Annotated in this window: 22 protein-coding genes; 14 read left to right on the top strand and 8 right to left on the bottom strand. The window is 32.9% G+C overall.

Features of this window, described 5'->3' with window-relative positions; genetic code table 11:
• Positions 1–88 precede the first annotated feature (88 nt).
• Positions 89–2,314: a formate C-acetyltransferase gene (gene pflB / locus Q4Q35_RS07740; protein WP_303277391.1), complete on the bottom strand. Its 2,226-nt coding sequence runs from the start codon at positions 2,312–2,314 to the stop codon at positions 89–91.
• A gap of 454 nt (positions 2,315–2,768) precedes the next feature.
• On the opposite strand from pflB, the gene Q4Q35_RS07735 reads away from it, so the two are divergent.
• The 10 genes from Q4Q35_RS07735 (at position 2,769) to Q4Q35_RS07690 (ending at position 15,415) form a co-directional block, all read left to right on the top strand.
• Complete coding sequence (locus Q4Q35_RS07735; protein WP_303277390.1) at positions 2,769–4,535, top strand: AMP-dependent synthetase/ligase; 1,767 nt, start codon at positions 2,769–2,771, stop codon at positions 4,533–4,535.
• A gap of 123 nt (positions 4,536–4,658) precedes the next feature.
• A complete protein-coding gene (locus Q4Q35_RS07730; RefSeq protein ID WP_303277389.1) occupies positions 4,659–5,102 on the top strand; it encodes a MarR family winged helix-turn-helix transcriptional regulator in 444 nt (147 codons plus the stop codon).
• A gap of 9 nt (positions 5,103–5,111) precedes the next feature.
• A complete protein-coding gene (locus Q4Q35_RS07725) occupies positions 5,112–7,520 on the top strand; it encodes a 3-hydroxyacyl-CoA dehydrogenase/enoyl-CoA hydratase family protein (RefSeq protein ID WP_303277388.1) in 2,409 nt (802 codons plus the stop codon).
• A 136-nt stretch (positions 7,521–7,656) separates the two neighbouring features.
• Complete coding sequence (locus Q4Q35_RS07720; protein WP_303277387.1) at positions 7,657–8,847, top strand: acetyl-CoA C-acyltransferase; 1,191 nt, start codon at positions 7,657–7,659, stop codon at positions 8,845–8,847.
• A gap of 49 nt (positions 8,848–8,896) precedes the next feature.
• Positions 8,897–9,259, top strand: a complete 363-nt coding sequence (locus tag Q4Q35_RS07715; RefSeq protein ID WP_303277386.1) for a four helix bundle protein — start codon at positions 8,897–8,899, stop codon at positions 9,257–9,259.
• 40 nt (positions 9,260–9,299) lie between these two features.
• Positions 9,300–11,111: an acyl-CoA dehydrogenase FadE gene (locus tag Q4Q35_RS07710; RefSeq protein ID WP_303277385.1), complete on the top strand. Its 1,812-nt coding sequence runs from the start codon at positions 9,300–9,302 to the stop codon at positions 11,109–11,111.
• 189 nt (positions 11,112–11,300) lie between these two features.
• The gene (locus tag Q4Q35_RS07705; protein ID WP_303277384.1) at positions 11,301–11,783 is read left to right on the top strand and encodes a DUF6265 family protein; all 483 of its coding nucleotides are present in this window, start codon (positions 11,301–11,303) and stop codon (positions 11,781–11,783) included.
• Positions 11,784–11,787: 4 nt separating this feature from the next.
• On the top strand, positions 11,788–13,128 hold the full coding sequence (locus Q4Q35_RS07700) for a M28 family peptidase (protein WP_303277383.1): 1,341 nt from the start codon (positions 11,788–11,790) through the stop codon (positions 13,126–13,128).
• A gap of 66 nt (positions 13,129–13,194) precedes the next feature.
• The gene (locus Q4Q35_RS07695; RefSeq protein WP_303277382.1) at positions 13,195–14,838 is read left to right on the top strand and encodes a M1 family metallopeptidase; all 1,644 of its coding nucleotides are present in this window, start codon (positions 13,195–13,197) and stop codon (positions 14,836–14,838) included.
• A gap of 4 nt (positions 14,839–14,842) precedes the next feature.
• Entirely contained in the window at positions 14,843–15,415 is a 573-nt protein-coding gene (locus Q4Q35_RS07690; RefSeq protein WP_303277381.1) for a YdeI/OmpD-associated family protein, read from the top strand.
• Positions 15,416–15,541: 126 nt separating this feature from the next.
• Here the strand turns inward: Q4Q35_RS07690 and Q4Q35_RS07685 are convergent, their stop codons facing one another.
• From Q4Q35_RS07685 to Q4Q35_RS07675, 3 genes are all read right to left on the bottom strand, one after another.
• Entirely contained in the window at positions 15,542–16,120 is a 579-nt protein-coding gene (locus Q4Q35_RS07685) for a YceI family protein (RefSeq protein WP_303277380.1), read from the bottom strand.
• Between the two features lie 241 nt (positions 16,121–16,361).
• Positions 16,362–16,808 carry a DinB family protein gene (locus tag Q4Q35_RS07680; protein WP_303277379.1) on the bottom strand — a complete coding sequence of 149 codons (447 nt, stop codon included), beginning with the start codon at positions 16,806–16,808 and terminating at the stop codon, positions 16,362–16,364.
• Between the two features lie 78 nt (positions 16,809–16,886).
• Positions 16,887–17,336: an FKBP-type peptidyl-prolyl cis-trans isomerase gene (locus tag Q4Q35_RS07675; protein WP_303277378.1), complete on the bottom strand. Its 450-nt coding sequence runs from the start codon at positions 17,334–17,336 to the stop codon at positions 16,887–16,889.
• Positions 17,337–17,495: 159 nt separating this feature from the next.
• On the opposite strand from Q4Q35_RS07675, the gene Q4Q35_RS07670 reads away from it, so the two are divergent.
• From Q4Q35_RS07670 to Q4Q35_RS07660, 3 genes are all read left to right on the top strand, one after another.
• Positions 17,496–18,659 carry a multidrug effflux MFS transporter gene (locus tag Q4Q35_RS07670; protein WP_437439739.1) on the top strand — a complete coding sequence of 388 codons (1,164 nt, stop codon included), beginning with the start codon at positions 17,496–17,498 and terminating at the stop codon, positions 18,657–18,659.
• A gap of 670 nt (positions 18,660–19,329) precedes the next feature.
• The gene (locus tag Q4Q35_RS07665; protein WP_303277376.1) at positions 19,330–19,800 is read left to right on the top strand and encodes a sporulation protein; all 471 of its coding nucleotides are present in this window, start codon (positions 19,330–19,332) and stop codon (positions 19,798–19,800) included.
• Positions 19,801–19,811: 11 nt separating this feature from the next.
• Positions 19,812–20,693, top strand: coding sequence for an ion transporter (locus tag Q4Q35_RS07660; RefSeq protein WP_303277375.1), 882 nt, complete (start codon positions 19,812–19,814; stop codon positions 20,691–20,693).
• A gap of 74 nt (positions 20,694–20,767) precedes the next feature.
• Here Q4Q35_RS07660 and Q4Q35_RS07655 read toward each other — a convergent pair whose 3' ends face one another.
• Positions 20,768–22,528, bottom strand: coding sequence for an ABC transporter ATP-binding protein (locus tag Q4Q35_RS07655; protein ID WP_303277374.1), 1,761 nt, complete (start codon positions 22,526–22,528; stop codon positions 20,768–20,770).
• A 138-nt stretch (positions 22,529–22,666) separates the two neighbouring features.
• Between Q4Q35_RS07655 and Q4Q35_RS07650 the strand changes: the two genes are divergently transcribed.
• The gene (locus tag Q4Q35_RS07650; RefSeq protein ID WP_303277373.1) at positions 22,667–23,437 is read left to right on the top strand and encodes a hypothetical protein; all 771 of its coding nucleotides are present in this window, start codon (positions 22,667–22,669) and stop codon (positions 23,435–23,437) included.
• Between the two features lie 334 nt (positions 23,438–23,771).
• Here the strand turns inward: Q4Q35_RS07650 and Q4Q35_RS07645 are convergent, their stop codons facing one another.
• Genes Q4Q35_RS07645 through Q4Q35_RS22390 form a run of 3 tightly spaced genes read right to left on the bottom strand, consistent with a single transcriptional unit; the run spans position 23,772 to position 24,872 of the window.
• Entirely contained in the window at positions 23,772–24,254 is a 483-nt protein-coding gene (locus Q4Q35_RS07645; protein WP_303277372.1) for a thermonuclease family protein, read from the bottom strand.
• Positions 24,255–24,287: 33 nt separating this feature from the next.
• Positions 24,288–24,608 (bottom strand): hypothetical protein, encoded by a 321-nt coding sequence (locus Q4Q35_RS07640; RefSeq protein WP_303277371.1) that lies wholly within the window; start codon positions 24,606–24,608, stop codon positions 24,288–24,290.
• Between the two features lie 18 nt (positions 24,609–24,626).
• Positions 24,627–24,872 carry a DUF4236 domain-containing protein gene (locus Q4Q35_RS22390; protein ID WP_367892736.1) on the bottom strand — a complete coding sequence of 82 codons (246 nt, stop codon included), beginning with the start codon at positions 24,870–24,872 and terminating at the stop codon, positions 24,627–24,629.
• Positions 24,873–24,876: the final 4 nt, after the last annotated feature.

Raw genomic sequence — 24,876 nt, 5'->3', positions numbered from 1 at the left:
TTTTAATGGGATAATCTTTTTTAATTTAGTACCCGCAAAAGAAGCATTGTACTTCTTTTGCAGATACTTAAAATAAATATTAATAAAACTACATGGATTCGTGAAAAGAACGTGTAATAACTTCTAATTGCTGCTCTTTTGTTAATCTTACAAAATTAACAGCGTAACCAGAAACACGAATAGTTAATTGCGGATACTCCTCTGGGTGCTCCATAGCATCAAGCAATGTTTCCTTGTCTAATACATTTACATTAATATGTTGCGCATTTCTTGAGAAATAGCCATCTAAAATGGTTGTTAAATTTTCAATTCTATCAGCCTCATTAGCTCCTAAAGATTTTGGTACAATTGAGAAGGTATTAGAAATACCATCTTGAGAATCTTTATAATTAATTTTAGCAACTGAGTTTAACGATGCGATTGCTCCATGAGAATCTCTACCATGCATCGGGTTAGCTCCCGGTGCAAACGGAACTCCTTTAGCTCTACCATCCGGGGTTGCTCCTGTTTTCTTCCCATAAGCTACATTCGATGTAATCGTTAACACAGACATCGTTGGTTCTGCATCTTTATAAACTGATAATTTCTTTAATTCATTATTAAAATCGGCAACAGCATTTACTGCTAAAACATCCACACGATCATCATCATTACCATAGCATGGGAATAGCCCTTCTATTTTAAAATCGACAGCCAAACCTTCTTCGTTTCTTATAGGTTTTACTTTAGCATATTTAATTGCTGAAAGTGAATCTGCTACAATGGATAAACCTGCTATACCATAAGCTATATTAATACTCGGGTTTGTATCAATTAATGCCATTTGAGCCTTTTCGTAATAATATTTATCATGCATATAGTGAATAATATTCATCGAATCATTATAAACACGTGCGACTTCTTTCATAGCTATCTTAAAGTTAGCCATAACTTTATCGAAATCTAAATATTCACAATTACAAGCGGCGATACCATCAACCATTTTAGTTCCGGTTATTTCACAACGCCCACCATTAATAGCTAATAATAATGTTTTAGCTAAATTAGTACGTGCACCAAAAAACTGAATAGACTTCCCTAAAGTTTGATGAGATACACAACAAGCAATTCCATAATCGTCAGATCCCCTATTTTCTCTCATTAACTCATCATTTTCAAATTGAATTGATGATGTGTCAATGGATACTTTAGCACAATATTCTTTAAAGTTTTGAGGTAAATCTTCAGACCAAAGAATCGTTATATTAGGCTCTGGTGATGGTCCTAAATTATATAAAGTGTTCAAGAAACGAAAAGAGGTTTTGGTAACCTTCGTTCTTCCGTCTTTAAATATACCTCCAATGGCTTCGGTTACCCAAGTTGGATCTCCCGCAAAAATTTCGTCGTAGGCACCCATTCTTAAATGGCGTACCATACGTAGTTTCATAACAAACTGATCTATATATTCCTGAGCTTCTTCCTCGGTTATAAGACCTTCTTGTAAATCGTTTTCAATAAAAATATCTAAAAATGTAGACACATTACCTAAAGACATAGCAGCACCATCTTGTTCCTTTACAGCAGCTAGGTAAGCCATGTACGTCCATTGTACCGCTTCTTTTGCATTGTCGGCTGGTCTTGTTAAGTCTAAATCATATTTAGCCCCTAATTCAACCATTTCTTTCAATGCCCTAATTTGCTCAGAAACTTCTTCGCGTAAGCGAATTACAGCATCGCTCATTGGTCCTTCTATATTCCCTAAGTCCTCTTGTTTAGATTTAATCAGAAAATCAATTCCATATAGAGCTACACGGCGATAATCCCCAATAATTCTTCCTCTTGCATAATTATCTGGCAAACCTGTTAAAAAACCAAGAGAACGGAATTTTTTTATTTCTTTAGTATACGCATCAAAAACACCATCATTATGTGTTTTAACATACTTAGAAAACAATTCTGTTATATTCTCATTAGGCTTTACACCTTGCTCAGATAAAGCTTTTTGAACCACCTTAAAACCGCCAAATGGTTTCATGGTTCGTTTTAACAATTCATCTGTTTGCAATCCTACAATAACTTCATTGTCTCTATCAATATATCCAGCATTGAAGGCACTAACAGTCGAAATTGTTTCTGTATCTACCGAACGTACCCCATTATTTTGGCGTTCTTCTTTAGTCGCTTCTTTACATACGTTCCATAATTTTTGGGTTTTAAGACTGGGACCAACCAAAAAATCTGATGTTCCGTGATAAGGAGTTATATTATTAATAACAAAATCCCTCACGTCGATTTCCTCTGTCCAATTTCCGTATTTAAATTGTTTTACTTCCATTGTTTATTTTATTAATATTTAAAAAAATCATGTTTGTTTTACTTACTCAAAGATAAATACCACCATTAATTTTAAAACTGACAATTATCAGTTTAGCCCAATAAAAACAAGGATTTTTTTAAATATTTGTTACGAAAACGTTTGAGTTTTTGAATTTTTAAAATAGAATATTTATACTTTTAACTTTTATTTCTACAAAAATTCAAGAGAGAAATATATTTCGTACAATTTTGTTGTTATTTATATTAATTAAATGTATTTTTAATAATAATTCATTATAACATATAATTAATAAACGATTTCTTAATGACAAACAGGTATGGAAATTAGATTTAGAATTACATATACTATTAATGTCTAAAACTCGTTGTATAAAACGCAATTTAAAGTACTCAATTTGAAAATCCTTTTTTAATTTCCTATTTTGCAGTACAAGAACCTATTAAAATAGTAAATGACAGAAATTACAAGAATTTTTGATTTCCCGTATTACCAGTTGAAAAATCATAGCTTAGATAAAGCATTCAACTCCAAATATAATGGCGAATGGCATGCTATGTCAACTCAAGAATATATAGATAAAGCCAATGCTATAAGTAGAGCTTTGCTAAGATTAGGTATTCAAAAAGACGATAAAATAGCTATTATCTCTACAACTAATAGAACAGAATGGAATATTATTGATATAGGTATTCTGCAAGTAGGTGCGCAAAGCATTCCAATATATCCAACTATTAGTGCAGAAGATTATGAATATGTTTTAAACCATAGTGAATCTATATATTGTTTTGTTTCAGATGATGAAGTTTTGGAAAAAATTAATAAGGTTAAGTCTAAAACGCAACTTAAAGAAGTTTACTCATTCGATCATATAAAAAATTGCAAGCATTACTCCGAATTACTTGACTTAGGAAAAGACGAATCGAATAATGATGAAGTACAAGCAAGAAAAGATGTTGTACAGCCAAATGATTTAGCTACTATTATTTACACATCGGGAACAACCGGAAAACCAAAAGGCGTTATGCTTTCTCATAATAACATTGTTTCTAATGTGCTTTCTGCTCAACTAAAATTTCCCTTAAAACATGGTGAAAAAGCATTAAGTTTCTTACCAATATGTCACATTTTTGAACGCGTTTTCCTTTATTTATATCAATTTGGTAGCATTGAAGTTTATTTTGCAGAAGCTTTAGACAAAATAGGAGACAATGCCAAAGAAGTGCAACCAGCTACCATGACTGTGGTGCCTCGATTAATAGAAAAGGTTTATGATAAAATTATAGCTAAAGGATCCGATTTAACAGGCATAAAAAAGGCATTGTTTTTTTGGGCGGTAGATATTGGATCGAAATATGAACCTTACGAAAAAAACGGCTGGTGGTATGAGTTAAAATTAGCATTGGCACGCAAACTAATTTTCAAAAAATGGCAAGAAGCTTTAGGTGGCAAAATAGTTTTCATGGCATCAGGTAGTGCAGCACTTCAACCACGACTTGGTAAAATATTTGGTGCAGCAGATATGCCCATTATGGAGTGTTATGGACTAACTGAAACATCGCCCGGAATTTCAGCAAGTGATAAACGTAATAACGATTGGAAAATAGGCTCTGTGGGTAAAGTAATAGATGGTGTAGAAGTTAAAATAGCCGAGGATGGTGAAATTTTATGTAAAGGACCAAATGTTATGTTGGGTTACTATAAAGATCCTGAGAAGACTGCCAGTGTTATGACAGGTGATTATTTTCACACAGGTGATAAAGGAGAAATTGATGCAGAAGGCTTCTTAAAAATTACAGGACGTAAAAAAGAAATGTTTAAAACGTCTGGTGGTAAATATATTATCCCTACCCTGCTTGAAAACGAATTAAAACAATCACGCTTTATAGAACAAGCTATGGTTATTGGTGAAGGCGAAAAAATGCCTACGGTATTAATTCAACTTAATTTTGAATTTGTTGAAGAATGGGCAAAACGGCATGATATAACATTTCAATCTATAAATGATACGATTACCAATTCTAAATTATTAGAACGTATTCAAGAAGAAATTGATAAAGCCAATAAAAGCTTTAGTAAATGGGAACAGATTAAAAAATTTGAAATAACCCCAGATGTCTGGTCAATAGATTCTGGCCACTTAACACCTACAATGAAAATGAAAAGAGAAGTGATCAAGAAAAAGTATGTCGATTTAATAGAAAAAATCTACAGACCTTAATTTTTAAAGATCACTACAAAGTACATTTTCAATACTCTCTCAATAAAAATGTGTTAAGTTTTATCAAATTTACTATGCATGCATAGTAAATTTTTCATATATTTGGTGACCAACTAAATCATAATGAAAGATAAAACTATCGATTACATGCTAAGAACTACATGGCTTGCAGTGCAAAAAATGTATAATGAAGAAGCTGCAAAATTTGAAAGCACCATGGCAACGGGCTTTACTTTATTAAGTATCGATCCGGAAAAAGGGACGCCTTCAACTGCTTTAGGACCTAAGATGGGTATGGAAGCTACCAGCTTATCCAGAATATTAAAAACTATGGAGGCTAAGGGACTTATTGAACGTAAACCCAATCCTGAAGATGGTCGAGGTGTCATTATTTCTCTCACAGAATTTGGTCTAGAAAAAAGAGCCTATTCAAGAGAGAAAGTTTTAACATTTAATGAAACCATAAGAAAAAATATTTCGGAAGAAAAAATAAAAAATTTTTATGAAGTAGCTGAAATTATTAATGATATGGTATCAAATAAAAAAATATACAATCAAAACGATTAGTCATATAAAATGAGCAAACGTAGAATTAAAAAAGTGGCCATTATAGGCTCTGGTATTATGGGAAGTGGTATTGCATGCCATTTTGCTAATATTGGCGTAGATGTTTTATTACTCGATATAGTTCCAAGAGAGTTAAATGATAAAGAAAAAGCCAAAAGCTTAACACTTGAAGATAAACCCGTAAGAAACCGATTGGTTAATGAGGCCTTAGCAACAGCATTAAAATCGAAACCTTCACCAATTTACCATTCTAAATTTGCTAATCGTATTACCACAGGTAACCTCGAAGATGATATAGCCAAAGTTTCTGATGTTGATTGGATTATGGAAGTCGTCGTTGAACGATTAGACATAAAACAACAAGTTTTTGAAACACTTGAAAAATACAGAACACCGGGTACTTTAATTACTAGTAATACGTCTGGTATTCCAATTAAATTCATGAGTAAAGGTCGCAGTGAAGACTTTCAGAAACATTTCTGCGGAACACACTTTTTTAATCCGGCACGTTACTTAAAACTATTCGAAATCATACCCGGTCCAAAAACAGATGCTTCAGTTTTAGAATTTCTAAATGGTTATGGTGAACAATTCCTTGGCAAAACATCTGTAGTTGCTAAAGATACACCTGCCTTTATTGGAAATCGTATCGGTATCTTTAGTATTATGAGTTTATTCCATGCTGTTAAGGACATGGGTTTAACTATTGAAGAAGTAGATAAATTATCGGGTCCAGTTATAGGCCGACCAAAATCTGCAACCTTTAGAACAGTAGATGTTGTTGGTTTAGACACATTAGTTCATGTAGCAAACGGCATTGCAGAAAATTGTAAAGAAGACGAACGTCTTGAGCTTTTTAAATTACCAGATTTCATCAACACCATGATGGAAAATAAATGGTTGGGAAGCAAAACAAAACAAGGATTTTATAAGAAAACGGTATCTTCCGAAGGTAAAAAAGAAATCCTATCTTTAGATTTAAACACTTTAGAATATCGCTCTGCACAAAAAGCAAAATTCGCTACTTTAGAACTTACTAAAACCATTGATAAAGTTGTAGATCGCTTTAAAGTATTAGTTTCCGGTAAGGATAAAGCCGGAGAGTTTTACAGAAAAAGCTTCGCTGCTTTATTTGCATACGTTTCTAATCGTATTCCCGAAATAACAGACGAATTATATAAAATTGATGACGCTATGAAAGCCGGTTTCGGTTGGGAACATGGTCCTTTCCAAATTTGGGACGCTATAGGTGTCGAAGCAGGTATAGAAATAATGAAAGCTGAAGGTTTAGCTCCTGCAGCTTGGGTAAATGATATGCTGACTTCTGGTAATAAATCATTTTATTCTGTTAAAGATGGGGCTACTTATGCTTATGACATTCCAAAGAAAACACAAGAAAAAATACCAGGTCAAGATGCTTTCATCATTTTAGATAATATTAGAAAATCTAATGAAGTATTTAAAAATTCTGGGGTAGTTATCGAAGATTTAGGTGATGGTATATTGAACTGCGAATTCCAATCTAAAATGAACACCATTGGCGGAGACGTTTTAGCAGGGCTTAATAAAGCAATTGATTTAGCAGAGAAGGATTATCAAGGATTAATTATAGGCAACCAAGGTGCTAACTTCTCAGTTGGAGCCAACATTGGTATGATATTCATGATGGCTGTTGAACAAGAATATGATGAACTTAATGCAGCTATCAAATATTTCCAAGATACGATGATGCGTATGCGCTACTCCTCTATTCCAACCATTTCGGCACCACATGGTATGTCTTTAGGAGGTGCTTGCGAATTATCTATGCACGCCGATAAGGTAGTTGCAGCTGCCGAAACCTATATTGGCTTAGTAGAATTTGGAGTTGGTGTTATACCTGGTGGAGCCGGATCTAAAGAAATGGCTTTAAGAGCTTCTGATACTTTTAAGAAAGGCGATGTGGAATTAAATACGCTGCAAGAATACTTCTTAACCATTGGTATGGCTAAAGTTGCAACATCTGCCTATGAGGCTTTCGATCTGGGAATCCTTCAAAAAGGAAAAGATATAGTCGTTATTAATAAAGACAGACAAATAGCTACAGCGAAAGCTCATGCAAAACTAATGGCAGAAGCCGGTTATACGCAACCCGTAAAACGCAACGATGTAAAAGTACTTGGAAAACAAGCTTTGGGCATGTTTTTAGTGGGAACAGATTCTATGGAAGCCGCAAATTATATAAGTGAGCACGACCATAAAATAGCAAATAAATTGGCTTATGTAATGGCTGGAGGTGATTTATCGGAACCCACCTTAGTTACCGAACAATATTTATTGGATTTAGAACGTGAAGCATTTTTAAGCTTATGTACAGAGCGCAAAACTTTAGAACGTATACAGCATATGTTGAAGACGGGGAAACCATTAAGGAATTAAAAGCCCCCTAGCCCCCAAAGGGGGACTTTAAAAAGAAAATGGATTTATATTCTGAATAAAAAATTGAAATTAACACATAAATAAAACCCTATTGACCCCTAATAGGAATTCCCCCTTTGGGGGTTAGGGGGCTAATATGAAACAAGCATATATCGTAAAAGCATACAGAACAGCAGTTGGAAAAGCTCCAAAAGGGGTATTTCGTTTTAAAAGAACTGATGAATTGGCTGCAGAAACCATTCAGTATATGATGAAAGAGCTGCCACAATTAGACAAAACCCGTATAGACGATGTTATTGTGGGCAATGCTATGCCAGAAGGTTCTCAAGGTTTAAATATGGCACGTCTTATTTCCTTAATGGGATTAGATAGTGTCGATGTTCCCGGAGTTACTGTAAATCGTTTTTGCTCGTCGGGTATTGAAACCATTGGTATTGCTACAGCAAAAATACAATCCGGAATGGCTGATTGTATTATCGCTGGTGGCGCAGAAAGCATGAGTGCTGTACCTATGACGGGGTTTAAACCTGAGTTAAATTATGACATTGTAAAAGCAGGTCATGAAGATTATTATTGGGGTATGGGAAATACAGCAGAAGCTGTCGCAAACCAATTTAAGGTTTCTCGCGAAGACCAAGATGAATTTGCATATAATTCACATATGAAGGCTTTAAAAGCCCAGGCTGAAAACCGTTTTCAAGACCAAATTGTGCCTATTGAAGTAGAACAGACTTATATAGATTCCAATGGAAAGAAAGCGACTAAAACATATACCGTTACAAAAGATGAAGGGCCTCGTGCCGGAACCAATAAAGAGGCTTTAGCAAAATTACGAGCTGTATTTGCTGCCGGAGGTAGTGTAACGGCTGGAAACTCTTCTCAAATGAGTGATGGCGCTGCCTTTGTTATGGTGATGAGTGAAGACATGGTAAAAGAATTAAATCTGGAACCTATTGCGCGTTTAGTCAACTATGCAGCTGCTGGTGTTGAACCACGTATTATGGGAATAGGTCCTGTAAAAGCCATTCCAAAGGCATTAAAACAAGCAGGATTACAACAATCAGATTTAGAGCTTATAGAATTAAATGAAGCATTTGCATCCCAATCTTTAGCAGTGATTAGAGAATTAGACCTCAATCCGGATATTGTAAATGTAAATGGAGGAGCTATAGCTCTGGGGCATCCGCTTGGCTGTACAGGTGCAAAATTATCGGTGCAATTATTTGATGAAATGCGCAAACGCAACATGAAAGGAAAATATGGCGCTGTTACTATGTGTGTTGGAACCGGACAAGGAGCCTGTGGCATATTTGAATTTTTAAATTAATAAACTTAAAAAGACTATAGAAAAGAGATAAAAGAAAATAGACTTTAAAATGTGTGCAAAACGAAGACATAACTACAAAAATTTAAAAATCTGGAAACTTGGTCTAGAAATCACAAATAGTATTTCTGATATATTATTAGGCTTTCCAAAGTATGAAAGATTCGATTTAAGTTCTCAAATGAGCAAATGTTCAATTTCGATGCCTAGCAATATTGCTGAAGGATCTTCTAGAACAGATAAATCTTTCAGTCATTTTTTAGATATCTCTTTAGGTTCATCTTTTGAATTAGACACACAATTATTAGTAGCACATCATAGAAAATATATAAACAATAAAACATTAAACATACTAGAAGAAAAAATAGAAGAGTTCCAAAGAATGACTATGGGATTTCAAAACAGACTTGGTTAGAGTCTATTTTCTATTTTCTTTCTTCTTTAAACTATTAAAAATGGAAACATCAGAAAAAGATATTTTACGTGGCGGACAATTCCTTGTAAAAGAGACCAATTGTGAAGATATATTCACTCCTGAAGATTTCAACGAAGACCAGTTAATGATGAAAGAAGCTGTGACTGAGTTTGTTGATAGAGAAATTTGGGCAAACAAACCACGTTTTGAGGCCAAAGATTATGCATTAACCGAGTCTTGTATGCGTAAAGCCGGAGAACTTGGTTTTTTAAGTATCTCTGTCCCCGAAGAATACGGTGGCATGGGTATGGGGTTTGTTGATACAATGCTTGTATGCGATTATATTTCTGGTGCAACGGGTTCTTTTAGTACGGCTTTTGGGGCGCATACTGGTATTGGTACTATGCCAATTACGCTTTATGGTACCGAAGAACAAAAACAAAAATATGTTCCAAAATTAGCCTCTGGTGAATGGTTTGGTTCGTATTGTTTAACCGAACCTAGTGCTGGTAGCGATGCCAATTCTGGAAAGACCAAAGCAGTATTATCTGAAGATGGAAAAACATATAAAATCACGGGACAAAAAATGTGGATTTCTAATGCCGGTTTTTGTAGTTTAATGATTGTTTTTGCACGTATAGAAGACGATAAAAATATTACCGGATTTATAATAGAATATGACCCAGAAAACCCTAATGGTATTACCATGGGAGAAGAAGAGCATAAATTAGGTATTCGTGCTTCTTCTACGCGTCAGGTTTTCTTTAATGAAACCATTGTACCTGTTGAAAATATGTTATCAACTAGAGGTAATGGATTTAAAATAGCCATGAATGCTCTAAATGTTGGTCGTATAAAGTTAGCGGCTGCCTGTTTAGATGCACAACGCCGTACTATTACCGAATCTATCAAATATGCTAATGAACGTATTCAGTTTAAAACACCCATTTCAAGTTTTGGAGCCATTCGCCAGAAAATAGCAGAAATGGCTACTAATTGTTGGGTAGGTGAAGCCGCCAGTTACAGAGCTGCTAAAAATATAGAAGACCGTATTACTTTACGCCAGAATAATGGAAAAGATACCCACCAAGAAGCAGAATTAAAAGGTGTTGAAGAATATGCTATTGAATGTTCTATTTTAAAAGTAGCTGTTTCCGAATATACGCAAAGATGTACAGATGAAGGTATTCAGATCTTTGGAGGCATGGGGTTTTCTGAAGAAACACCTATTGAGTCGGCATGGCGAGATGCTCGTATAGCAAGGATTTATGAAGGTACCAATGAAATCAATAGAATGCTAAGCATTGGTATGCTTATTAAAAAAGCCATGAAAGGCCATGTAGATGTATTAACACCTGCTATGGCAGTAAAAGATGAATTGGTCGGAATTCCATCATTTGAGGTTCCAGATTATTCTGAATTATTTTCAGAAGAAAAAAACATTATAAAGAATCTTAAAAAACTCTTTTTAATGGTGGCCGGAGCTGCTTTACAGAAATACGGTGAAAAAATTGAAGAGCAACAACAATTAATGTTAGCAGCATCAGATATTTTAATACAGATTTATTTAGCAGAATCTGCCATTCTTCGTGCCGAAAAAATGGCCAAAAAGGAAGGTGAAGATCAAGTAAAAGAACAGATTGCCATGGCTAAATTAAATTTATTCCATGCCATTGATGTTATTGAAACGGCAGGAAAGCACTCCATCATTTCATTCTCTACAGGAGATGAACAACGTATGATGCTTGTGGGCTTAAAGCGTTACATTAAATATGTAAACATGCCTAATATTATAGAATTAAGAAATATTATAGCAGATAAAGTAACTAAAGAAAATAAATACTGTTTTTAGTGTAAAATATAAGTGGTGACTAACTCAATTAAAAGCGTTTTGGATTTATTTTCGAAGCGCTTTTATTATATTTCATATCCGTTAGCATAGCTCACTAAATTACAGTCATAAGTTAAACTTAAAAAATTTGTCTCAATTTTAAACATCACAAACGTCTTAATACTATAAAACAATTTAAAACATAAGGTTATGAAAAAAAATATTGTAATTGTATTAATTGTGATTGTTTCTTTTTATAGTTTAGCTTGTAAAGCTCAAGTAAAAAAAACACTAGAACCCAAATTAGAAAACATTTCATGGATTTCCGGGAATTGGAAAGGAGAGGCATTTGGAGGAATTACCGAGGAAAACTGGAGCGAACCTTCCGGTGGTTCTATGATGGCAACATTTAAATTAATCAATAATAATAAAGTGTCATTTTATGAAATTGAAATAATTCGTGAAGTAGAAAACACGCTCATACTTCAATTAAAACATTTCAATAATGATTTAAAAGGGTGGGAAACAAAAGACGAAACAGTAGATTTTCCTCTTAAAGAAATAACTGCTAACAAGGTGATTTTCGAAGGTATGTCTTTTGAAAAAGTAAGCGATAATGAAATGAATGTATATGTAGATATACATCAAAAAAACGGTTCTATAGAAACTGTCAAGTTTAATTATACTAAATAATAACATGAAAACAACGGTTACAGTTACAGGTTTATTCCTGTTTTTAAGTGTCTTTTTATCTGCACAAACAAATCAACAATTGTATAATATCATTGAAACCGTTTCCGAAAAACGGATCGAGAAAGATATTCAAACACTTGTAAATTTTGGAACACGAAACACCTTTAGCGATACCATTTCTAAAACTAGAGGTATTGGCGCAGCCAGACGATGGATAAAATCGGAATTTGAAACTATTTCAAAAGATTGCAATAATTGCCTGGAAGTCTTTTACCAAAAAGATTTCGTTACTAAAAAAGGTAATAATCGTGTACCACATGATGCCTGGGTGGTTAATGTGGTTGCTATTCAAAAAGGAACTAAATACCCCAATCGCTATATTATTATGAGCGGTGATATTGATTCTCGTGCCAGCGATACTATGGATTTTACAACAGATGCGCCCGGAGCCAATGATAATGCATCTGGAATGGCAGGTGCTATAGAAGCTGCCAGAGTATTATCTAAATATAAATTTGAAAGCAGTATTGTTTATGTTGGCCTATCTGGAGAGGAACAAGGACTTTTTGGTGGTGCCGGATTAGCAAAATATGCTCAAGAAAAAGCATGGGATATTATTGGTGTTTTTAATAATGATATGATTGGGAATATTAAAGGTGTTGATGGTGTTATAGATAATAGAACTTTTAGAATATTTTCTGAACCAGTTCCTCCAAATGAAACAGAACGTGAGAGAACACTACGTCGGTTTTATGGAGGTGAAGTCGATGGTATTTCACGTCAGTTAGCACGTTACGTTTATAAAACCACAAAAATGTATATGCCGGAAATGAATCCTATGATGGTTTACAGGTTAGATAGATTTGGTCGTGGCGGCCACCACCGCCCTTTTAACGATTTGGGGTATGCCGGAATCCGTATTATGGAAGCACACGAAAACTACACACAACAGCATCAGGACATCCGTGAAGAAAATGGCATAAAATATGGTGATGTTATTGCTCATGTAAATTTCGATTATGCAAAAAAACTCACCGCAGTAAACGTTATAAATATGGCAAGCTTAGCTTCTGCCCCTCCTCCGCCCAAAAATGTTAGTATAGGAGGTATTGTAGAACCTGCTGCTAAATTTAAATGGGATAGGGTTGATGGAGCCAAAGGTTATAAAATTTACTGGAGAAGCACCACCTCTCCAACTTGGGATTATAGTAGGTATGTTGGAGATGTTTCAGAATTTACATTAGATGGTATTGTTATTGATAATTATTTTTTCGGAATCGCATCAATTAATGAAAATGGTTTTGAAAGTGTTGTTGTATTTCCTAACAAAGTCTTTAGAGATTAAACCTCTAATTAAACATTAACAAATTCTTAAGAACCTTTTTATTTAATTTTGAGCAAAGCTAAAATAATGGTCCATCGTTTATATATATTACTTTTCTTCATAATTTCATGTATTTCGATTAACGCTCAAAACTTACTTTCAGAAAAAAATAGTTTCACCAGACAGGATACATTAAGGGGTTCTATTACTCCAGAACGTGCATGGTGGGATTTAACCTATTATCATTTAGATATTAAAGTAGACCCGGATAAAAAATTCATTTCGGGAAAAAACACAATTCAATATACAGTTTTAGAAAGGGATTCGGTCATTCAAATTGATTTACAACCCCCACTAAAACTTACCAAAGCCATACAGAATGGCAAAGAATTAAACATAAAATATGACGGCAATGCGCATTTTATAAATCTGATTGATAAACAAAAAGCAGATGATGTAAATTCTATAGATATATATTATAGCGGAAACCCCAAAGAAGCTGTCAGAGCACCTTGGGATGGTGGTATTTCATGGAAAAAAGACCTAAATGGAAACCATTTTGTAGCATCATCTTGCCAAGGTTTAGGTGCTAGTGTATGGTGGCCATGTAAAGACCATATGTACGATGAAGTAGATAGTATGCTTATTAGTGTTAATGTTCCTAAAAATTTAATGAACGTTTCTAATGGCAGATTAAAACGTATAGAGCAATATGGAGACACAAAAACGTATCATTGGTTCGTAAAAAACCCCATTAATAATTATGGCGTTAATATCAATATTGGTGATTATGCTAATTTCTCTGAAGTGTATTATGGACTAGGAGGTCGTTTAGATATGGATTATTATGTTTTAAAAGATAATTTAGAGAAAGCCAAAGAGCATTTTAAAGATGCTCCTAAAATGATGAAAGCTTTCGAGCATTGGTTTGGTCCATACCCTTTTTATGCAGACAGTTTCAAACTGGTTGAAACCCCTTATTTAGGCATGGAACACCAAAGTAGTGTGACTTACGGTAATAAATATAAAAAAGGTTACTTAGGTAAAGATATATCTGGCACAGGATGGGGTCTAAAATTCGATTTTATTATTATACATGAATCCGGACATGAGTGGTTTGCTAATAACATTACTTATAAAGATGTAGCAGACATGTGGATACATGAAAGCTTTACATCGTATTCTGAAAACTTATTTGTAGATTATTATTACGGTAAAGAGGCTTCATCTGAATATGTAATTGGTACTCGAAAAAATATTCGAAATGATAAACCAATAATAGGTCATTACAATGTTAACAAAGAAGGCTCTGGCGACATGTATAATAAAGGAGCTAACATGTTGCATACGCTTAGACAGCTTATTGAAAATGACGAAAAGTGGCGGAACATTTTACGCGGATTGAATAAAGACTTTTACCATCAAACTGTAACAACACAACAAATTGAAAATTATTTGAGCCTGAAAACTGGTATCGACTTAACTGCGTTTTTTAATCAATATTTAAGAACTACAAAAATTCCAACACTTGAATATACCATTGATAAGAATACATTGAAATATCGTTGGACAAATACTGTTGACAAATTTGACATGCCTATTCAAGTTAGTATTAATGAAAAAGAACAATGGCTATTTCCAAAATCTGACTGGAACACCATATCATTAGAATCAGAAATCATATCTTTTAATGTTGATCGAGATTTTTACATTGAAATAAACAAGCTTTAAAACAGTGGAAATTCCTGAACTTTATTTTAAAACTGATACTGAATGGCGCGACTGGTTACATAAAAACCATGACGCTTCCAAAGGTATTTACCTCATCTTTTACAAGGTAGAAAACAAAGAGCCTTCTATGCGATGGGAAGAGGCTGTTAAAGTAGCGCTTTGTTATGGTTGGATAGATTCCACAGTTAAAAGTTTGGGTAACGGAAAACGCCGACAACGCTTCTCCCCAAGAAACCCTAAAAGTGTATGGAGTGCACTAAACAAAAGATATATAAAAGAATTAACAGCCAATAATTTGATGCACGAAAGCGGTTTTAAAATTATTGAAACCGGAAAACAAAATGGTAGTTGGACTGCTTTAGATGCTGTTGAAAAAGGTATTATTCCTGAAGATTTAAAATTAGCTTTTGATAAAAACCCAGTAGCTTTTAATAACTATAATAATTTTGCTCCTTCTTATAGGAAAAGCTATCTATACTGGGTAAATCAGGCAAAACGTCAAGCTACACGAGAAAAACGAATCGTTGAAATTATTAAACTGTGTGAAGCTAATGTAAAGGACAGAGGGAATTGGTAGTGTTTCATACGATTGCCCTGAAACCATACATTATGATATTTACGAAATGATTTATATTAACAAGACCTAAGACCTGCCAGGTTTTAAAAACCTGGCAGGTCTCTACTGATTTATGCTAATTTATAATTAAAACTCTAAATCTGATACCAGATCGAACTCATCATAAATAGCTTTATTTTTTAGGTTATCAAAAAAGCTTGACGATTTATATTCTATACCATACTTTGTTCTGTCAATTTTTAAAGTAACATTTGCTTTATTCCCATAAATAGAAACAACAAATGTAGTAGCATTTGTTTTGCCTTTTATAGTTAAATCTCCAGTAACAGTATAAGCATTTTTACCAGTAGCTTCAACATTTGTAAATACCAGTTTTGCTGTTGGATAAGTAGCTACATCGAAGAAATCATCAGACTTTAAGTGTTTATCTAACTTACTTTTACCAATGCCTTTTAAATCGGTTGTATTTATAGATGCCATATCTATAACAAACTCGCCTCCAGATAATTTATCTGCATCAAAGTTTAAAAATCCAGATTGTATTGCTATGGTCCCTTCGTGAGATCCGGTTACTTTATAACCTTTCCATATCACCTTACTCTTGTCTGTTTTTATCTCTTTTTTGTTTGTATCTATAGTTGTAAAAGAATATGTAAATAATGTTACTATAGTTAATACTAATAAACTTTTAATCGTGTTTTTCATTTTGCTTTTTTTAATTGTTTCAATACAAATATCCGAAAGATTCTATAATATAAATTATAAAATAATGTTAATCTCGTTTAATGCTATAATAATCTTATTTTGAATAAATTAAATATAACATTACTTTAATATCACTCCAAAAACGCTTTAATAATACCTAAATATAGGCAATCAAATGTTAAGGAATTTTTCATTCTATTTTAGAACACTGTAATTGCTCTTTTTAATCATATATCGTTTATTATGAATCTAATAAACGCCTATGATAATTTATTTGTCCTAAATGGTATGACAAATGGGTTGTTAAATGAACCAGAAAATATTCAGTCGTCATAGGTTCTTTAAAAACTACGACTGGGTACTGTTTTTCTAAATCTTCGGCTAATAATTTAACTAAGACATTTTCAACTAGCAAAATGGTATCATCAATTTGTTGTAATAACTCTGCTCTTAAAACATTTTTAGTAGAAAATTCAAGATTTCTTTGCCTTATATATCCTGAATTCCCAAGTATTGCACCTATAAAATGGTTAAGATTTCCAACAATATGTAGACATAGATTACCTGCCGAATTGGTGATTTCTTTTTCAAGAAGCCATAAGTTTGCTTCGTTCTTATAAGATGCTATCTCAATTTTAAGTTTATTTAAATCTCTGGTAAAAACTTTAATCAAGGTTTTAGTAAGCATATTTTATGTTTTGTAATGTTTAGTCGAATAACACAACAACCCTTTCAGGAACGCAATAGCGTAGTTAAAATTTTCTCTCTAATTTACAGAAATAAGATTAATATCAAAAATAATAACAGCGCCTCCTGGAATGCTTCCTTTTCCTAAATTACCATAAGCTAAATGTGATGGTAGTAATAATGTGCCACTTCCTCCTTCTTTAAAATAAGTGATACCTTCTGTCCAACCTGCTATTACTTTTTGTAAATTAAAAGTTATTCCTTCTGCGTCGCTTTCTTCAAAAACGGTTCCATTGGTAAAGTACCCCTTATAAGCTACTGTAACATCAGATGTTGTAGTCGGCTGCTCACCCGTTCCTTCATTATCAATAATATAATAAAGCCCTGTTGCACTTTTCTCTGCTACTAAATTATTGTCAGCAATATATTCTATAATTTCATTATCATTTAAAGTGACATAATCTTTTTCATCATTATTACTACAAGAAACAAAAAGGGATAGAACTAAAGTAAACGTTAAGTATTTCATATTTTTTTTGATGTAAATATAACAAACACATCTGTTTTATATATTATATAAAAACATAAAATACATAACACTTAAATTTAAGCTTAATAACTTTATATAACCTACTTTTGTCGAATGCAAGACCCCAGTAATAAATTTCAATTCGAATTTGTCATATTAATGGCATCGCTCATGTCTATTGTTGCATTATCTATAGATGCATTGTTACCTGCACTTTCTGAAATTGGTAATTCTTTAGGTACTACCAATGCCAATGATAATCAATTACTAATTACCATGATTTTTTTAGGCTTAGGGTTTGGTCAGCTTGTTTTTGGTCCCTTATCTGATAGTTTTGGAAGAAAACCAATTGTATATATAGGTTTTATAGTATTTGTAATTGCCAGTATTATTTGTGTGACGACCAAAAGTTTTGAAATGATGATTATTGGACGTATACTTCAAGGCATCGGATTATCATCTCCAAGAACTTTAAGTATTGCTATTGTAAGAGATTCGTATAGTGGTGATTATATGGCTAAAATCTTATCTATTGTCGTCATGGTTTTTATTTTAGTTCCAGTAATCGCTCCAACATTAGGTCAGTTCCTACTTAATTTTTATAACTGGGAATCTATCTTTTATGTAAATTTAATATATGGTGTTTTAATCATGCTTTGGTTTTGGAAACGGCAACCCGAAACTTTACAGAAAGAAAAGCGTATAAAATTTACATCGCATCAATTTATCGATGGGGTAAAAGAATTTGTCAAGTATAAAGATGCTATTGGATTTACGTTTGTTTCTGGTTTTATAACAGGATCTTTTATGGTGTACTTGAGTACCTCGCAACAAATTTTTCAAGAGCAATACAATTTAGCAGACATGTTTCCTTATATTTTTGCAAGTTTGGCTATATCTATTGGCTTAGCTACCTATTTAAATAGTGTTTTTGTTGTAAAATATGGTATGTGGCGTATTTCATATTTAGCAACTATAGCCTACGCTTTTATATCTATTTTATATGTCATCTTATTTTGGACAGGAGAAAACCCAGGTATTGGTATTTTAATTAGTTTTTTCGCTTTGCAATTCTTTGCCGTTGGTTTTGTATTCGGGAATTTAAGGGCTTTAGCAATGCAACCTCTGGGGCATATTGCTGGAATTGGAGCTGCTATTAATGGTTTTGTCTCTACTGTTATGGCTGTTCCTATAGCTAATTATATTGGTAGTTTTGTTACAGATTCGGTATTACCCTTATTTATTGGCTTTTCAGTTTTTGGTGTCTTGTCTCTTTTAACTTTTATTATTTTAAAAAGAAAAAAACCACTTTCAAATATCTGATTTTATCTAATCATTTTTGAAGCCCCTTAAATACTTGTTTTTATTATGTCTAGCAATTCGAAAACATTTGTATTTAAAAATTCGTTAAAGCTCACTGAAATACAAAAACATCTCTTACTCAAAAAAATAAAATATATTTTTATATATAAAAGATATATTTATATTTGTACACCCATGTATAAGTATATACTTACTCAGTATATATTTATGTTATAACATAAAACCCAAACTATAACCTACAAAATAATGATCTACTTAATTATTGCAATCGGATTTTTCTTTTTAAGAAATAAAAGAGCAAAATCTAACTCAAATGAATTCTTTATTTCTACGACTTCTCGAAATTTTGAAAGAATTCAAAAGCTAAGATTTTTTAAATTATCAAATAATAAAATGGAAAAGGCTGCTCTTTAAGTCTTATGCTGTTGATAATTTTTAGACTCCTTTCTTCAACTAAATCTAATAATTCTCTATTTAGAGTGAGCATAATGAATCTATGTCGATTTGTTTTACAACTACAAGCTATGTTGAAGTTAAAGTCTAAATAAAAGTTAAAGTAAACTATAGAAACCCAGCTTTGAATAAAATAAAATGTAAAGATATTTTATATGCTACGTTTCTTAAAAACCATTCATTAGTATTATTAACCAAACAAATAAATTAAACAATTATGGGAATTTTTACAAGTATTAAAAACAAATTAGGAATTGGTGGCGTTAAAGTGAATTTACAAGCCCCGGCTCAAGTATCAATGGGAGATAGCACTGTAGATGGCAAGGTCATCCTAACAACTAAAAGTGAGCAGGAAGTTTTAAATTTAACAGTAAAGTTTATTGAAGAATTTACAACAGGAAGAGGGGACAACAAAACGACAAAAGATTTTGATTTGGGAGAAATTGTAATTCCTGGGAATTTTACGATTAAACCGGGAGAAACTAAAGAAGTACCATTTAGCTTACCATTTCAAATAGTGAAATCGGATGCAGATAACCTAAAAGAAAAAGGTGGGGCTTTAGGTGCTGTAGGAAGCCTGTCTAAATTTGCGAACAATGAAAAATCGGAATACTTTATTGATGCCGAAGCAGATGTAAAAAGTGCTGCTTTAGATCCTTCAGATAAAAAAGAAGTAAAATTAGTATAAAGTAAAAAGATATGGTTAAAGTTTGCAAACAGATAGCTGAATCTAAATGGTTTGGAAATTTAGTTACCATTGCCATTTTAATTGCCGGTGTGCTAGTAGGCATGGCTACGTATCCAGAATTTTCTGGGAAATATGCTTCCACACTGGAAATCTTAAATAAAGCTATTCTCTCTATTTTTGTTATAGAGATTATTGTGAAAATAATAGCTGAAGGTAAAAAACCTTGGCTATACTTTACAGATGCTTGGAATATTTTTGATTTTATCATAGTTGCAGCTACATTTCTTCCTTTTGGGGGAAGCTCTGTTGCTGTATTAAGATTACTTCGTTTACTACGTGTATTAAAATTGATAAAAGCCTTACCAAAACTTCAAATGTTAGTCGGTGCACTTTTAAAAAGCATCCCTTCATTGGGGTATGTATCTATTTTACTGTTTTTACTTTTTTATATCTATGCTGTAGCCGGAGTATTCTTTTTTGGTGGAAACGACCCTATACATTTTGAGAATTTACAAATGTCTATGTTATCACTCTTTAGAGTGGTTACTCTTGAAGATTGGACTGATATAATGTATATAAATATGTATGGTTGTGAAAATTACGGATATGATGGTAATGAGGCATTATGTACAAATTCTACAGCTAACCCTCTGGGTAGCGCCTTGTTTTTTGTGTCGTTTGTCTTAATTGGAACCATGATCATGTTAAACTTATTTATAGGTGTCATTATGACGGGTATGGATGAAGCTAAAAATGAGGCTATAGAAGAAGCAGAAAAGGAATCTGCTAATATTCCTCTTGATTATTCCAAAAGTAATCCAACTCAGTTACAGTTAGAACAAAAATTGAATGAAGTACATGAGTTACTTATAAAGAACTTAAATAACAATTAGTAAAAGATATACGCTTTACTAAAAGGGGTATAAAAAATAGCAGTTTAAGATTAGTTCCTTAAACTGCTATTTTATTAAATCTTAGCTTGATAAGTATATAAATCATAATACCTACCATTTAAAGCAATTAACTCATCGTGTGTACCACACTCTAAAATACGACCTGCTTCTATAACTAAAATTTGGTCTGCTTTTTTAATGGTGCTTAATCGGTGTGCAATAACAACAGTGGTTCTGTCTTTAATTAATTCAGCCAAACTTTTTTGTATTAATGCTTCACTCTCGGTATCCAAACTGGAAGTTGCCTCATCTAAAATAATAATTTTGGGGTCTGCTAAAATAGCACGTGCAATGGCCAATCGTTGCCGCTGTCCTCCAGATAGTTTTACCCCTCTTTCTCCAATTAAGGTATCCAAACCTTCATCAAAACGATCTGTAAATTCGTTTACATAAGCTGCTTTAACAGCATTTTGTAATTCAGACTCTGTAGCATCTGGCCTTGGAAACATGATATTTTCTCTAATAGTGCCTTCAAACAAAAACTCATCTTGTAATACTACACCTAAATACTGACGGTAGGTGTTTAGTTTTACTTTTGATAAATCTTGATTATCAATGGTTACTTTACCCGATTTCGGATTTAAAAACGTAGCCGATAGACCTGCTATGGTAGATTTACCCGACCCCGAACTCCCCACCAAAGCTGTTGTTGAACCAGCCGGCGCTTTAAAACTAATGTTATGCAATACTTCTTTTCCTTCTTCATAAGAAAATGATACATCGTCAAAAACAATATCGCCTTTAATGGTTTCTAGCTGAATGATTCTTTCATCATTATCTTCTTCCGCAGTCATATTCATGAGCTCTTCTGTTCTATCTAAACCTGCCAAAGCTTCGGTTAACTGACTCCCAATATTACTCATCTGTACTATAGGCGCAATCATAAAACCTAAAATGAGTGTGAAGAATAAAAAATCTCCTGTAGTCATTTCACTTTGCATCATATAATAGCCTCCAATAGCCATAATTCCTGTGGTTGCTACACCAATTAAAAAGGTTGAAGAACTCGTCATTAAAGCTGTAGCTGTTAAGCTCTTTTTCACATTTTGAAAGAGCTTTTCAACGCCATTTTCAAAAATTTTGTTTTCCTGTGCTTCAGCATTAAAGGCTTTAATAACACGAACACCTGCTAACGTTTCGGTTAAACGCCCTTTTACTTCTTCATTTATTTTACCTCGGATTCTAAAAACGGGACGAATATATTTAAAGGCCCTTAGTGCTATATATCCAAATAATGACAAAGGCGCAAATACAAAAAGTGTCATCCATGGGTTTAGTTTTATTAAAATAATCAAAGATATAATGGCTGTAAAACTTCCTCCAACTAACTGTACCAGCCCTGTCCCTATAAGGTTTCGAACGCCTTCTACATCACTCATAATACGTGATACTAAAGCTCCCGATTTGGTGTTATCGAAAAAGCTAATGGGTAATGAAAGGACTTTTTTCTGTACCTGTGCCCGTAATTCGCTAATTAAATATTGCGCTTGTACACTTAATATACGTGTGAGTAAAAATGATGTAATCGATTGCACTAAAATCGCTCCCAAAACTATAGCCACTAAATTATATAACAGGCTTGTGTCTTTACTTGGCACAACCTCATCTAACAACACCTTACTTTGCCAGGGCAATACTAAGCCTGCTAAACTTTTAATGATTATTAAAACTAAACCAATAAACACCAAATTACGCCGAGGCCATATAATCGTTTTAAAGGCTTGTGTCATAGTTACCTTATTTTTTGTTTTTGGAGTGTTTTCTAAGTCTTTCATAACCGTAATTTTAACCTATTAGGAGATGTGCTAAATTAACTAATCTTTAATACGAATCATATTAATTTTGCAACCTTTAAATGTTATTATGATGGTAAAAGATTTATTATCTTAGTACACCATATAGCATTCGTATTAATGGGAAGAATACATCTATTCGAATTTGAAGATCAAAAATGGTTTCCGGCTTTTTTGAGGAATTACGGAACAGACTTTTTACAGTTTTTATCCAATAAAACAAAATTGTATAAGCCTATTATCCCTATAATCAAAAAAGGCTTAGATAAAAGTGATCTAAATCAAATCACTGACCTTGGCTCTGGAGGCGGTGGTGGTTTAATTTGGTTAAACTCCGAATTAAAAAAGGATATTCCAGATTTAAAAATAGTTCTTACAGATTTTTATCCGAATATTTCGGCCTTTGAATTCACAAAAAAGGAAGCCGATAACTTCGAATTTATAGAAACTCCTATTGATGCCAGAGATGTTCCAGCCAATTTAAAGGGGTTGAGAACACAATTCTTGTCCTTACATCATTTTAAACCAAAAGATGCTAAATTAATTTTGCAAAACGCGATTAATTCTAAAAGTTCCATTGCTGTTTTTGAAGGACAGGAAAGAAGTTTTCCAAGTATTTTAGCCATGATATTCTCTCCTTTAAGTGTTCTTTTTACAACTCCTTTTATAAGGCCATTTAAAATAGGACGAATTATTTTCACTTATTTAATTCCCATAGTTCCTTTGTTTGTATTATGGGACGGAATCGTATCATCATTTCGTACATATTCTGTAAAGGAAATGAATAACCTTGTTGAAAATCTGGAAGGCACTGAAACTTATGATTGGGAAATCGGTAAAGTTAAATCGGGACCGGGTGTTATATTGTACCTTTTAGGAACGGCAAAATAGACATAGTATTTCTGGATGGTAGCTTTCTGTCTCTTCTGATTTGGATTTGTTATGCTTACTAAAATATTTTTGGAAGTTGAATTAATTTTCGTGCTTGTCTCTTTTCTATTATAATTAACAGCCTTCTTGTTAACTGTTTTTGGCTTACAAACTTTACAAGCCTGATATCCCATTGCTTTTGCTTTTTTTATTGTGGTCTCTTTTTTAGAATGTTTTAAATACCGACAATTACTCTTATGATATTTTTCTCCAGTTTTAGTGGTATAAACGGTTTGAGCAGCTACATTTGATGTTAATGCTATGGTAATAATAAAAAGAAACAAACGTAATGTTTTCATAGCTTCACTTTCTTTTTTTTATGGTCTCGCCATTCCCACGGTGCAATAGCATTTTTATCTTGCCAAAGTCCAACTTTATCTGCTTTTGCTTTATCTTCTAAACTTTGTAAGTTTTTGTCTTTAGAATACTTTACATAATGCCATGCTAGACCTTGTTTAACCAATTCGTAATTGAGGCTAATGGTATCGTTATAAATTACATTACTTATGTAACGCCCGTACCTATCTTTCTTTAAAACTCGAACTTCGACTATTTTACCAAAAATGGCATCCGACACAAACTGCTTTGCTTTTGCTGAAAAGGGCTGCTTTTTTTCCGGACAATCTATATTGGCTAGTCTGACTTTTATAAGTGTGGAATCTTTGGTTAATAGCTTGAAGGTATCACCATCTGTTATGGCTACTGCTTTGCCTGAAATAGTTTGAGATAAAACTATAAAAGGTATTAACAATAATATGATAAGAAAAGCTTTTTGCAAATTTTAATTTTTATTGCGTTGAAGATAAGCCAATTATTTTTTATCCCAACCAATTACTACTCCATTTTCAACAAAAATTTTCAATGCATACCTATTATTTCCTATTTTTTGGTATTTCCATGTTTCTTTTATTTTTGTTTTTAAAACTTTTTCATCAATCTCTGATGGGTTACCAAGTGAATCCTTAAGTTCTCTTTTTGTTTGCCCTTGCCAAAAAATACCCTGCATTAATTTATCAACTAATTCTTCATCATTATATTTTTTCATTAATCGCTCTCTTTTTGCTTTATTACTTGTATATAGTATAAAAATAAATACGATAACAAATAAAATTACCCAAATGTACCAAGCCATGTTTTTTGTTTTTAATCTTTAAAATGTAATTGTCGATATTAAAAAAGTTAATGTGAAAAAAATTACAATTAATAAACACCCACTATTCTTAGCTTTACTAAATGTATTTCTATAAGTTAACCCTGGTATTCCTGTTCGAATCGAATATCCTTTTGAGTTTACAGAACCGCCTTTATTTTTATAGCTAGGTCTAATTCCTGACTTACTTACATTGATTCCTAATCCTTTTCCTAACTTTATTCTTTTATTAAACCTAAAACCCACAGAT

Origin of the sequence: Flavivirga aquimarina (assembly GCF_030540835.1) — a bacterium.
In the GTDB taxonomy this organism is placed as follows: Bacteria; Bacteroidota; Bacteroidia; order Flavobacteriales; family Flavobacteriaceae; genus Flavivirga; species Flavivirga aquimarina.
The sequence above is the reverse complement of the archived record's forward strand: the minus strand, read 5'-3'. Positions and strand labels throughout refer to the sequence as shown.